Genomic DNA, 12,671 nt, shown 5'->3' with positions numbered 1-12,671 from the left:
CATTAACCTTTAGTAGAGTCTGGAGTCTTTTTCTTTACTGGTTGATTATGAGCTTTGCTGTTGCTCGATGAATGCGATTGGCTACTTTGCTGTGTTTTCACCGTAGGCGATGTTTTCCCCTCTTTTGCTGTACCTGCAGCGAGTGCCGAACCCGAAATGGCTAATGACAATACCGTCGCAATTGCTAATAACTTTTTCATTCTAAATACCTTCAAATTTATGTATACAAGGATGTTCTTGCGATATCAATAAATCATATTTTTTAAATACACTACAATAGGAAAAACTTAAAGATTTATAAATTTTTTATAGGTTATTTATGAGGTAATATTTATGCGATTTGTTGATGTTCTATTTACTTTATTAACAATGAGTCTAATGATAGAAAATTCCTTTTAGTGATAACTTTATTTTCTTTACCTATTCATTTTTATTAAAAAAATAACACCAATTACTCATTGATTTATTTATCCAACAAAAACAATAAGATAACAAAAGGCGAGACACTCACAAAAACCAATTGAATTTATTTATTGAGTAATATCATGATAAAGAAGCCATTTTAACGCCTCAAAGTAAATATAAAAAACCACATAACTCAAATTGCAATATTTTAAATTATCCGATAGGCAAAAAATCAAAAAAATCGTCATCTATTGGCTGTGAAATATCAATGAAAGCTCAACAAGGAGTCAATCTATTCGCGAATTCAGATAATAAGTGCAACGCTCGGTCATGTTAGATGGAAGGACGGTTAGCTACTGATAAGCTATCCTGCTCTTCCGACCAAAGATGAGCGAGTAAGTATGAAGTATCAGCAACTAACCGAAGGACAACGATACCAGATATCGATACTGCGTGAGGATAATTTATCCTGCCATGAGATAGGTATCCGTATCGGTGTAAGCAAGTCCACGGTCTCCCGTGAACTGAGGCGTAACACTTCAGATACTGGTTATAACCCACAACAGGCACACCAGAAGTGCTGTGATAGGCGGCTGTCATCTGCCAAAAGGACAATTCCTCAGCAGACCATAGATTTCGTGATATTTGCTCTGGAGTGGAAGTGGAGTCCTGAGCAAATAAGTGCAATTGGCAGCATTATTGGTCTTAGCGTCAGCCATGAATGGATTTACCAGTATATCTATGCGGATAAGCGTAGCGGTGGCGAGTTGTACAGGCATCTTAGGCAGGGCAAACGGCGATATCGTAAGGGCTACGGGCAGAAACGAGGGCGCATCCCTGATGCGGTATCCATTGAGCTACGGCCGTCAGTCGTCGATGACCGTAGCCGTCTGGGGGACTGGGAGGCCGATTTGGTGCAGGGTAAACAGGGCACTGGTGCTATCGTGACACTGGCAGAACGCAAAAGCCGTATTTACCTGACAAAAAAGGTGTTTTCAAAGGATGCGGTGGAAGTCAGTAAGGCCATTATCTCACTGCTGAGTGAGTATCAGGATGTATGTCACACAATAACGTTCGATAACGGTCTAGAGTTTAGTGAGCACAAGGCGATAGCAGAAGCACTGAACGCAGATACGTACTTTGCCCATCCGTATGCCTCGCATGAGCGTGGGCTGAACGAGAATACGAATGGGTTGTTAAGACAGTTTATCCCGAAAGGAACAGACCTGCGGACAGTGACAGAAGAAGACTTACAACGCTATCAGGGAGCGTTGAACAGCAGGCCACGCAAGTGTCTGGGGTTCAGACAACCTTCGGTGGTGTTTGCGGAGCTAAGAAAGGCGGCTTAGCGTTGCACTTCGGACTTGAATCCGCCCGTTTCATATTTATTAAGTATATTATTTGTTTAGATAGTTATTAATTGCATTAAAAACTAATGAGGCTTCTAACGGCTGCCCATCTTCTACTGGATGAGCAACTGGCCATGTGGACCACTGAACAATGACTAGCTGCTCTTTTGGATTGACCACAATAATTTGCCCAAAAATTCCCAATGCCCACAATGTATTGTTCCCATCTAGGCCCTCTTTAGGTTGTGCATTTTGCATTTTTTGCGGAACGCTATTGTTCCACCATTCAAAGCCATAGATCCCTTCTGGGTAACTTGGATTCACCGAGTTTTTCGCTTGTACCCAGCTTTTAGACTCATTCACCCAATTATCCGGTAATGATTTGTGACCATCTGGCAAGACTCCATTCCCTGCAAAAAATAGCCCAAACTTACCCCAATCCTCTAACGTGGCATTAAAACCATGTGCCCCTGTATTATGTTTATTTAATTCATAGCTTTGCCATACCCCGTCGCTCGTCATACCAAAAGGTTGCCATATCTTATTTTCGAGATATTGTGCTATCGATACACCCGTTGCTTTTTCAAGTGTATCCCCTAATAACCACGCACCGCCTGAATTGTATTGCCACACTTCCCCAGCTTTTGCATAGGATTTTCGTTTAGGATTGATAACTAACTGTTGCACACACTCATAGATTTTCGGGTTTGCTTCACACTCGGTCATTTTGGCAAAATCTGAGTTTAGGTTTTCATAATCTTCCCCCCACTCAACCCCAGAGGTGTGTTGTAACAACTGCCTTATTGTCACATCTTCCCAAGCGGTTCCTTTAACACTTGGATTGTATTTAACGATGGCATCGTCTAATGAGGCTATTTTACCTTCCTGTAGTGCTATCCCAACTAGAGTTGAAACAACTGATTTTCCGACCGAGCGCGAGGTCCATAACGTTTTTGGCGTGTTTCCTTTACCATAATATTCAAAGACGACTTTTCCCTGTTTTATCACCATTAACGCGGTAACATCATTACGCTTAATATAGTCATCAAGGTTATATGTCATCCCTTTCAATTGGTAAGTGACATCAACTAAGTTTTGAATTTCTCTTTCTAGCGGTTTGGGATTAATTGCATGGAATACATCTCCGGGGTAAGAGCGGTAATCATTACGAAAACCAAGCAATCGTTCATTTTGATCCCATGTCAGCATGTCTTTAACATTTGGGTAGTGACTATCAACAGGCTGAGGGCATTGCGATAAAGCAGGCACATGACATTCGTTGTCAGTTTGATTTGCATAACCATAGAGCGATGTAAAGAATAAAGCCGAGAATAAACATACATTTACTTTGTATTTTTTCATAGGGTGACCTTTTATAATAATAACAACTAGCTCTTTTTATTGTCATTAATATCTTAGCGTTGGATTTTATTATCGCTATCGACCAAAAAGACGAAGGGATACGGCTCTTTTATGGGATTACTTTTAATCTTCAGCAGTACTTTGGTGATTAAGTTGTTTATTAATCTGATTTCTGATTTGATAACACAGAAATTTATTATGTAACTGGGGGCTTAATGGAAATTAGACTCGCTGTACCATCTGAAGCCGAACAACTTTGGTTTATCAGAAATAACGCGATTCGTCACTCTTGTAAACAAAGCTTTAGCCATAGTGTGATTATGGCGTGGACGCCAGACAAAATGCCAGAAAGCTATCGAACTATGGTGGAAGAAAATCCATTTTTTGTGGTTGTTAATGAGCTTAATATTCCAATCGCCACAGGTTTCTTAAACCTTAAACAGCACAGTGTTGATGCTATTTTTACTTTACCTGAATATTCAGGTTTAGGCGCAGCCCGTTTAATTATGGACAGGATCAAACAAGAAGCTAAATCCCGTCATATCAAACAACTCACTTTAGAATCGACACCTAATGCCGAACGGTTTTATCAAAAACAAGGGTTTATTTCTCAAAACAAAGGCCAATATTATTCTGCATTAGCTCAAAGCTATCTTCCTTGTATTAATATGACCTTATCGCTTTAGCAACCTATTTCAGCCGTTTAATGATGACTAAACGGCTTTATAATTTAAAAATCAGCAAATTCAGGAATGGCTTTTCTTCCATGTGATTCAAGAAAATCCAATACCCTGCGGGGAGTGACATTTAAGATCTGCTCTTGGGGAAAATCAATCGCGGTTAACATCTCAACCACTTTATCAAAATTACCTAAATATCCCGCATAATGTGAATCAGAGCCCAATGAAACCCAGCCACCCACTTCTTTCACTGCTTTAGCTATTGCCAGACAATTTGATTCACTGCCAACGCGAGAATGCAAAAATGATGAGTTATTCATTTCCAATGCGACATTACACTCTTTTGCTGCTTGAGCAACCGCACGAATATCAATCGGGTATTTAGGGTTCCCCGGATGCGTAATAATGTGTACTTTGCCGCTTTGAATTGTGGCAATCATCGCTTCTGTATTATCCGCCTGACTTTGTGGTGCAAGAACTGGTTCATGAAAGCCCGCTAAGATAATATCTAATTGCCTGTTCATTTTTTCATTACAGTCGATTTCACCTTGCTTATTTTTAATATTCGCTTCAATACCGTAGAGCAAACCAACGCCATTCACAATACGTGGCAAAATAGGCATATTGGCAAAATGCCACTGATGTGGAGCATCGTCCATTTCAGGGCCATGATCTGTAATGGCAAACAGTTTTATCCCTCTACGTGCTGCCTCGGAAAAATACTCATTAACCGTGCTATAGGCATGTGTGCTGGCAATAGTATGCGCATGCAAATCAACTTGATACATATGCTACCCTTCTAATTCTATTGTGTGCCTTCCGACACTATCAAATAATCAAATGATCATTCAAGCTAACATATCAAGATGTTATTACGATAGCGATGCCATAACTCATATTTTAATGGATACGCCAATATCAGCAGTGACACGCCTAAATAACAAATAAAAAGAGCGAATATCTACTCGCTCTCTTTTCCTACTGCAATGCTATCTTTAATCGACAAGAATACGTTTGTTGGTCGCTCCCCAAAGAATTGACATTTCAGTAAATAATGCTCCACTGATATCTTCAACCTCTTCGGCAGTGATTTCACCATTACCTTGTTTACCAAAGAAAACAACTTCATCTCCGGGTTGGACTTGCTTTAAGTCAGTCACATCGACCATCACGGTATTCATTGATGTTTTTCCTAATACAGGCACCGTCTGCCCATTAATTAATGCGTGCCCCGCATTGCTGAATACTCGGCGGTAGCCGTCAGCATAACCGACAGGAATATTAGCCAATACAGAGTCACGTTTTAGCGTATAGGTTCTGTCATAACCGACCGTGTTTCCTTTAGGGTAATGATTCACCGAGGCAATATTCGATTTTAATGTCATGACACGCTTATAGTCTTTCGTTGCTACCGTGTCACCATAGAAAATACCGCCAACACGCACCATATCAAGCCATGACTCAGGTACAGTGATGGTTGCATAGGTATTCGCCACATGCAAAATGACATCTTCACGCTTCAATCCAGTTACATCAAGGACTTGTTGTGACTGCTTTTTAAACTTCGCTAAATCTTTGCGGATTTGAGCCTCATCTTCTTCAGGATAATGCGACATGATGCCAACAACTTTTAGCTGAGGTAATTGAGCAATCATTTTTGCGTCATTGAGGCCTTGCGCATGACTCACTTCTAGCCCATTACGTGACATTCCCGCTGAATTCAACGCTAAATGGATTGGTATTACTTTATTTTGCTTTTTACCAATATCATTTAAACGCTGTGCCATATCGAGATTACCGATAAGCTCTTCAACGTCATAGGCTGTTGCTTGTGCCATTTCTTGTTCAGTGGCATTACGCACTCTCATCAAACGGCCTTTGAAACCTAACTCTCTGACTTGTTTAAATTCTTGATTATTTGTTAAGCCAATACATTGCACATTATTTTCAATCATCAGAGGCGTTACCAGCGTCAAATCATGACCATACGCATCCCCTTTCAATACAGCACAAAGCGATGACTTATCCCCCAGCAACGCCTGCACTTTTTTAATATTGAAATCGAGTGCACTACGAGAAATTTCTATCCAAGAATTATTCACAATAATGGGTTGGACTTGTGCGTCAGGGATCGCTTTGGTGTTGGTGTTTGCAGGTTGCTGGCAAGCTGTTGCGACCAATAGAGGAAGTAAAGCAAGATATCTCAACCGAAATGACATCTTTTATATCCTTAGTAATCAATGAAATAGATTCTCCAATAAATTATTTTTATAATTATGGAGAGTGAAAATATACATTTGATGCATATAGGATAGAAATAATATCAAGTTGAATATTTTGAACAAGCAATTAATGCAGTAAAAGTGAATAATTAATTATTTTGATTAAGGGCAAATAATAACCAAGCCATTCAACAAAACAAACATAACCATTTGATAAATTTACATTAAAAAAGGTTTTCCTATCGGCATTAGCTAAAAGTACGTTTCTATGACGCGCATACAAACCCGATTAATCATGCTATTTATCAACGTTATTTAGCCCATCATGGAAGTAACGTATTTAGTCACTTCCATAAAGCGAGCTTTACATCTAGTTATTTTGACGAATTGACAATATTAGTTAACTTTGTCAACATCCAAATAAGATTGTCTAATAATGTCAAATTCGCATTAGCCTATATGGAGCGTGGATGTGCCAATAAAGATGCACCAAGAAGAAATTAATCAACGACAAACGCATATTTTACAATCTGCTCGTTGGTGCTTCTTAAATTTTGGATTTAAAAAAACCTCACTTGAGGATATTGCGAACAGAGCCCATCTTTCTCGTACACTGTTATACAAACATTTTAAAGATAAAGAGCAAATTTTTATCAACGTATTTGTTGAATGGTTGGTATCAAGGCAACCTAGCGCCAAAAAAGTGGCTCACTCACAACGCTCCTCACAAGAGCGTTTAATGCAAGTTAGCCAATTACTGATCCTCGAACCTTGGGCTGACAGGATAGGCGCACCGATGGGTGCAGAATTTTATGATATCTGTGAGCAGCTTGCCCCTGGTATTGTGCAGCAGCACCAGCAATTTATCCTGCAATGTGTTGCAGTCATTTTACAAGATGAGATGGCAGCAAAGGTCTTTTTATTGGCATTAAATGGCCAACTTGCAGATAACCCAACCACCACCGAATTATTTCAACGCACAAAAATACTCGTTGACTGTTTTACAGCTCCCGTTTCGATTTGTTAAAAAATCAGTCAATCACCATCATGTAGTAAATTGTTTTCCATATTGAAATTAAGAGCGCGGGGCTTTTTTAGTGCTCATATATTAAGGAGAATTACATGAAAAAGAACCTATTCGGTGCCACCTCCACCGCTGATGACGTTTTAAATAACATCGATTTAAGTCATAAACGTATTCTCGTTACAGGAACTTCTTCTGGTCTTGGCGTTGAAATTGCTAGAGCATTAACCGCACGTGGCGCTCATGTTATTGGTACCGTTCGCCATACTGCTAAAAGTGAAAAGCAAGCTCACGCTATTCGTGGCGCTAACCCACAAGGCAGTTTCGAGCTCGTTGAATTAGATCTTTCATCGCTTGCCTCTGTACGCACATGCTCTGACAACCTACTCGCAGCCGGAAAACCAATTGATATTATCATTAATAACGCTGGTGTGATGGCGACACCATTTGGTCATACTGCCGATGGTTTTGAAACTCAGTTTGGTATTAACCACTTAGGTCATTTTGTACTTGTTAATCGCCTAATACCTTTATTAAATTCAGGCTCTCGTGTTATTAGCGTTTCCTCAGCAGGACACCGTTTATTCGATTTTGATATTAACGATCTTAATTTCTCCTATACTGACTATCAGCCACAACTTGCCTATAGTCGTTCAAAGACTGCCAACATTTTATTTGCTGTTGAATTTGACCGCCGTTATCGCAATCTGGGTATTCGCGCTTGCGCCTATTCACCCCGGTAATATTGCTACTAACTTGAGCCGCAATATGTCAGCCGAAGATCAAGCCGAAATTGGCACCATGATCAATTCACTTAACCAGCAAGCCGGTTTATCCAGTTTAGAAACTAAAACAATCCCACAAGGTGCAGCAACCACCGTATGGGCTGCTGCCGTCGCTGATGCGGATGAAATTGGTGGTCAATATTGCGAAGATTGCCAAGTTGCACAAGTTAATGATGGACCGGGTTTTTTCGGTCTTCGCACTTATGCTATCGACCCACAACTCGCCAAAGCATTATGGCTAAAAAGCGAACAAATGGTTGGTGAAGCATTTCCTCAGAATAGTTCACTGCCGATAACTTAATTACCCCTTTGCACGGTAAAAGTTATCTAGTCCATCCGCCCCTTTTCAATTAAGGGGCTTTCAGGCATGTTTGCCTTTACGCGGTTTATCAAAACAAATAAACTAATTTTTATAAAGTTCCATTTTAGTTACTTTAAATAAGTATTTTTATGCTAAAGTTCTTTTTTGGTTACACTACCAGCAACCTTTACTTAATAAAAATAAAGTACCATAATAGTTACATTATCGGTTATTTTTGCATTTAAAGTCACCAAATAGGGTCTTTATATGAATAATAAAATAAGTGCTATTGCACTTGCAGAGCAACTTGGAGAACGATTAAAACAGGCTCGCTTGAATCAAAACCTAACGCAATCTGAGGTCGCAGAATTTGCTGGTGTCGCACGTAAAACAGTTATCAATGCTGAGAAAGGTAAAGCGCAACTAGAAATTTTTATCGCTATCATGCAGGCTTTAAATTTAACGGAGCAACTTGATTTATTTTTACCTTCAAAACCTATTTCACCTATACAACTAGCTAAATTACAAGGAAAAAAGCGCCAAAGAGCATCTGGTCAGCGACAAGAGAATGAAGAGGAGCACATTGAATGGTAATGGAAGTTATTAATGTCAATTATCATAATCAAACCATCGGTGCACTCAGTTTTGATACAGAGAGAAAGATTGGTGCTTTTGAATACGAACCCAGTTTTCTCAAAAAAGGATTGAACTATCCCCTTTAAAAATGCCTTTGTCTTCAACAATATTTCGCTTCCCAGAATTAGACTTTAACACCTTTAAAGGCCTTCCTAGTTTAATCGCAGACTCCCTACCCGATGACTTCGGTAATGCAGTCATCGATGAAACGATTGAACATGTCTCGAAATGGCCAACGTTAGCGAAGGAATGGGATGTGCCAAAGTCATTAATCGACGAGGTAAACGCGAATTTAAGGTTGAACATTTAATAAGGCGGCAATCACTTTCCGACCATTCGATTAATACTTCTTCACGCGTAAAAACCATCTATCCATACTCCCTCTCTTAGCTAAGGCTTTGTATTTTATCGCCTCTTTAATGATGCTTAGCCTTGTTCTTAATCACCTAATAAAAAATTCAATCTTCAATTATCTTACGCTTAGTAAATTGACATTACGACATCATGATGTCATGATTAGCGAATGAAAATTGAACAAGAACACACTCCACTTTATGCTCAAGTCCAAGCGGCTTTAGCAGCTGACATCTCTACCGGTATTTTACCCCCCGGTAGTCAGCTCCCATCCGAAGAACAATTGGTCGAAAGGTTCAATGTCAGCCGAACGACTATCCGTAAGGCTATTGAAAACCTAGTTTCTCGTGGGCAAGTCGAAATCCGAAGAGGCAAAGGCACTTTCGTCACAGAGCCTAAAATCACACAAGAGTTGACCGAATTGACAGGCTTTGTTGAAGATATGTTGGCTCTAGGCCGTACACCAACGGCTCGTTTGCTCGGAACACAGGTCGTGCCCGCTAAAGCCGATGTCGCTAAGCAGCTTTCAGTTTCCACAGGCAGCTTGGTGATGCAAATTAAACGCGTCCGTCTAGCCGATGGTGTCGCAATGTCTTTTGATGAGACGTACCTACCACAGGAGATTGGTGAAAAGATCACTACGCATAACCTTGATGTTGAGCCAATTTTTTCTCTACTGGAAGATAAATATCACTTACCACTGACCGAAGCAGAATATCGACTTGAAGCGGTTACCGCTTCTGCTGAAGTCGCACAGGCTCTCAATATTCAGCCGGGGGGTGCTGTCTTTATGATTGAACGTACATCCTATACTCATGGGCATCGCCCTATTGATTACGAAAAACTCTATTACCGTGGCGATCTAATTCGTTTTGTGACTCGCTTGGTTCGACGTCCACGTGACCGTTCATGATAGGGAAATTAAGTCATGGGATCTTTATGGCTAGTTTTAGCTGCGTTTAGCGCAAGCGCCCTTGGCGGTGTATTAGGTATGGCAAGTGGTATCTTTATTGTACCCATCCTGATATTCATCTTTGGTATTGATATTCATATTGCGATCGGAGCAAGTCTTATTTCTGTGATTGCTTGCTCATGTGTGAGTGCTGCTCCCTTTCTTAAAAGACGCCTTGCAAATGTAAGATTGGCCATCGTTCTTGAAACGGCTACGACGATTGGAGCATTAACGGGTGTGTTTCTTATCGGAATAATTTCAACGCCAGTGTTATATGGGCTATTCGCTATTATTCTTGGGCTTTCTGCTAAACAAATGTTGACTCGAAGGCATCAAACACATCATGTCACTTCTCCACCTACAAGCTGGGCAAGTCGATTACAATTACACGCCAGCTACCCTGATCATGTCGGAAAAGAAGTCAGTTATCAAATAGGGCATTTACCACTCGGTATGTTACTTATGTACGGTGCAGGTTTACTTTCCGCACTACTCGGTATTGGTTCTGGTGTTCTTAAAATTCCTGCGATGGATTCTGCTTTACGACTCCCTCTTAAAGTTTCTTCTGCCACATCAAACTTTATGATCGGTGTTACTGCGACTGCCAGTGCCTGCGCTTATTTTGTTCGTGGTGATATCGATATTGATATTGCGGGGCCTATCACTTTAGGCTCGGTTATTGGTGCGCTCATTGGCGCGCGCTTACTGATGTGGTTACCAGCGGAAAAATTGCGGATCTTTTTCGTCATCATTCTCGCACTATTGGCAGTTCAAATGCTGTTAAGTGCTTTTGATATCCAACTTTTGGTTGAGTCTGTGTAGAATGAAGAAGCTCACAAGAAATATAGAAATACGGGATCAACTTATTGCGAATTTGCTCTGGTATGGTACATGGTTTGCGACAGTACTGATAGCCATCGGCGTTATTATCAATGCACTTGCTGCCTATTTCCCATTATCATTCGGCGGTTATCCCATCATAAAAATAGGTATTATTTTATTTATTTTTCTTCCTGTTGCTCGAGTCATACTCATGCTAGTGCTATTTTTACGTGAGCACGATTATCTCTACGCTACGATTGCTTGTTTTGTTCTATGTACAATAGCGGCAGGTGTATTTATTGAAATAGACCTCCCCTAGCCTGACGTGTTGTCTATTCTTCTTGGATCACAAAAGTTTATACGTCTGTTTTAGAGCCTTCTCTGTAGAAAATAAGGAACATTATTCACCAGATGGAAAAACTAGCCCAGATGGGAGTTTAGCGTACTTTAGCAATAACTAATCATAATCCTAAAGCAAATTCATTATATGTTTGATAAAAAGGAAACTCTCTATCCTGAATTTCAAAGAATAAAATGAAACGGTTCTATTTATATTTTTTGTTATTATTTTCAATATCATTACATGCCAATGAGCAATGCGATCTGATCGCTTCTATATATGGTGCTGAAGCTGGATTTAATTACCAAACAATGGTAGTCAAAGACGGAAGTAGAGCTTATTTTTATTCTGCACCGGATAAGAATTGCCGATTAGCAACATTTATTATTTCAGGTGATCAAGTAGAAGTCTTCCGTGAAATTGGTGAAATAAAGGGTGTAGAGTATTTATATATTCGTTATCGAGATATAAATAATCAATTTGTCACAGGATGGGTACAAGCACAATTTTTTCAAAGTCTGAAAAGTAAAATCACAACCTCTAAAAAGTGTGCGAATATAAAAGAACAACAAATCGGTATTAGTTTTCCTGTAAAGAATAATCACTATCAAATTATCGGTAATAAAAAAGCGAATTTTTACTCAGCACCTGATGACTCATGCATCGTTGACGACGTATTTGTTATCCCTGGAGACCAAGTTTCAGGGCAAGAAGATGCTGAAGGTACATTTATTCTTGTTAATTATTATACATCAACGGGTGAAATTGTTAGAGGATGGATAAAAAAAGAGCGGTTGTGGCAGTTAAATCATGGTGACAGTTATCGCAATGATATTAATCCATCCAGCCTTGATTTAGCCATTAGAGTTGTTTCGCTCTGGATGAATGTAGAATATTCCTGCCACTTTTATGAAGGTATAAATGATAATAATAGGTTTCGTTTATTAGTACGTGAAGATCACCAGTCGTCGCGCTGTCGAGGGGGAGGTGCTGATCCAGAAACCACTCCCGTTGTCGCTTATTTTGATATTGATAAAATAACAGGTGAAGTCGACTTTGATGGGCTAAACAATGAACTATAAGAATATAGGCGATATATTAAGGCTAAGAGATTTTTTGACTACGTAGATAATTAAAGCATTATTCGCTAAATTTTCTGAGTAACTAAGCTCAATTGGATTCTTAATTTTAATACTACCAATAGCTTGATCGCCCTTTTTAGCCGTTATTATTTCTGATAGCGTCAAAATTATCGGTAATTATCAACGATTAAAGACTGTTAAAAACAAAAAAAGCAACAGTAAGTAACTGATGCCTTTGAATTTATCGACAACTAAAAACTGTTATCAACAATAGCTAAATTATTCCCACTCAATTATCAATGATAAGAATATTCATTAACATAACAGCTAGTTAGAAAGGTGGATTTTCTCAGTACC

The 12,671-nt window shown here is 39.5% G+C and carries 16 protein-coding genes; 12 read left to right on the top strand and 4 right to left on the bottom strand.

The genetic code is table 11. The annotated features are described in order from the left end of the window. Positions 1–2: 2 nt before the first annotated feature. Positions 3–200 (bottom strand): hypothetical protein, encoded by a 198-nt coding sequence (locus M1E93_RS09325; protein ID WP_004920458.1) that lies wholly within the window; start codon positions 198–200, stop codon positions 3–5. Between the two features lie 606 nt (positions 201–806). Between M1E93_RS09325 and M1E93_RS09320 the strand changes: the two genes are divergently transcribed. Further along, positions 807–1,754, top strand: a complete 948-nt coding sequence (locus M1E93_RS09320) for an IS30 family transposase (protein ID WP_140035165.1) — start codon at positions 807–809, stop codon at positions 1,752–1,754. A 48-nt stretch (positions 1,755–1,802) separates the two neighbouring features. Here the strand turns inward: M1E93_RS09320 and M1E93_RS09315 are convergent, their stop codons facing one another. Then, on the bottom strand, positions 1,803–3,116 hold the full coding sequence (locus M1E93_RS09315; RefSeq protein ID WP_426206830.1) for a serine hydrolase domain-containing protein: 1,314 nt from the start codon (positions 3,114–3,116) through the stop codon (positions 1,803–1,805). A gap of 215 nt (positions 3,117–3,331) precedes the next feature. On the opposite strand from M1E93_RS09315, the gene M1E93_RS09310 reads away from it, so the two are divergent. Beyond that, on the top strand, positions 3,332–3,802 hold the full coding sequence (locus M1E93_RS09310; protein ID WP_053109985.1) for a GNAT family N-acetyltransferase: 471 nt from the start codon (positions 3,332–3,334) through the stop codon (positions 3,800–3,802). A gap of 44 nt (positions 3,803–3,846) precedes the next feature. Here M1E93_RS09310 and M1E93_RS09305 read toward each other — a convergent pair whose 3' ends face one another. Continuing rightward, positions 3,847–4,584 (bottom strand): phosphatase, encoded by a 738-nt coding sequence (locus M1E93_RS09305; RefSeq protein ID WP_004920468.1) that lies wholly within the window; start codon positions 4,582–4,584, stop codon positions 3,847–3,849. Positions 4,585–4,791: 207 nt separating this feature from the next. Further along, a complete protein-coding gene (alr, locus tag M1E93_RS09300) occupies positions 4,792–6,015 on the bottom strand; it encodes an alanine racemase (protein ID WP_004920471.1) in 1,224 nt (407 codons plus the stop codon). A gap of 475 nt (positions 6,016–6,490) precedes the next feature. On the opposite strand from alr, the gene M1E93_RS09295 reads away from it, so the two are divergent. The 10 genes from M1E93_RS09295 to M1E93_RS09250 all read left to right on the top strand — a co-directional run bounded on the left by M1E93_RS09295 (position 6,491) and on the right by M1E93_RS09250 (position 12,314). Then, positions 6,491–7,045: a TetR/AcrR family transcriptional regulator gene (locus M1E93_RS09295; RefSeq protein WP_231405919.1), complete on the top strand. Its 555-nt coding sequence runs from the start codon at positions 6,491–6,493 to the stop codon at positions 7,043–7,045. 95 nt (positions 7,046–7,140) lie between these two features. After that, the gene (locus M1E93_RS09290; RefSeq protein ID WP_426206826.1) at positions 7,141–7,785 is read left to right on the top strand and encodes an SDR family NAD(P)-dependent oxidoreductase; all 645 of its coding nucleotides are present in this window, start codon (positions 7,141–7,143) and stop codon (positions 7,783–7,785) included. Between the two features lie 25 nt (positions 7,786–7,810). Then, on the top strand, positions 7,811–8,128 hold the full coding sequence (locus M1E93_RS09285) for a hypothetical protein (protein ID WP_426206824.1): 318 nt from the start codon (positions 7,811–7,813) through the stop codon (positions 8,126–8,128). A 267-nt stretch (positions 8,129–8,395) separates the two neighbouring features. Beyond that, entirely contained in the window at positions 8,396–8,722 is a 327-nt protein-coding gene (locus tag M1E93_RS09280; RefSeq protein WP_014656096.1) for a helix-turn-helix transcriptional regulator, read from the top strand. Further along, a complete protein-coding gene (locus tag M1E93_RS09275) occupies positions 8,716–8,850 on the top strand; it encodes a hypothetical protein (protein WP_257791119.1) in 135 nt (44 codons plus the stop codon). Before M1E93_RS09280 ends, M1E93_RS09275 begins: the two co-directional genes overlap by 7 nt. Before the next feature lie 8 nt (positions 8,851–8,858). Further along, positions 8,859–9,074 (top strand): hypothetical protein, encoded by a 216-nt coding sequence (locus tag M1E93_RS09270; protein WP_231405918.1) that lies wholly within the window; start codon positions 8,859–8,861, stop codon positions 9,072–9,074. A gap of 213 nt (positions 9,075–9,287) precedes the next feature. Beyond that, on the top strand, positions 9,288–10,031 hold the full coding sequence (locus M1E93_RS09265) for a GntR family transcriptional regulator (RefSeq protein ID WP_014656098.1): 744 nt from the start codon (positions 9,288–9,290) through the stop codon (positions 10,029–10,031). A 15-nt stretch (positions 10,032–10,046) separates the two neighbouring features. Next, on the top strand, positions 10,047–10,892 hold the full coding sequence (locus M1E93_RS09260) for a sulfite exporter TauE/SafE family protein (protein WP_060561059.1): 846 nt from the start codon (positions 10,047–10,049) through the stop codon (positions 10,890–10,892). 1 nt (position 10,893) lies between these two features. Beyond that, on the top strand, positions 10,894–11,211 hold the full coding sequence (locus tag M1E93_RS09255) for a DUF1634 domain-containing protein (protein ID WP_004920497.1): 318 nt from the start codon (positions 10,894–10,896) through the stop codon (positions 11,209–11,211). A 215-nt stretch (positions 11,212–11,426) separates the two neighbouring features. Next, positions 11,427–12,314: a hypothetical protein gene (locus tag M1E93_RS09250; protein WP_053109978.1), complete on the top strand. Its 888-nt coding sequence runs from the start codon at positions 11,427–11,429 to the stop codon at positions 12,312–12,314. Positions 12,315–12,671 lie beyond the last annotated feature (357 nt).

The organism is Providencia sp. PROV272, assembly GCF_049901975.1.
GTDB lineage: Bacteria > Pseudomonadota > Gammaproteobacteria > Enterobacterales > Enterobacteriaceae > Providencia > Providencia stuartii.
This window is presented reverse-complemented; position numbering and strand designations above follow the sequence as displayed.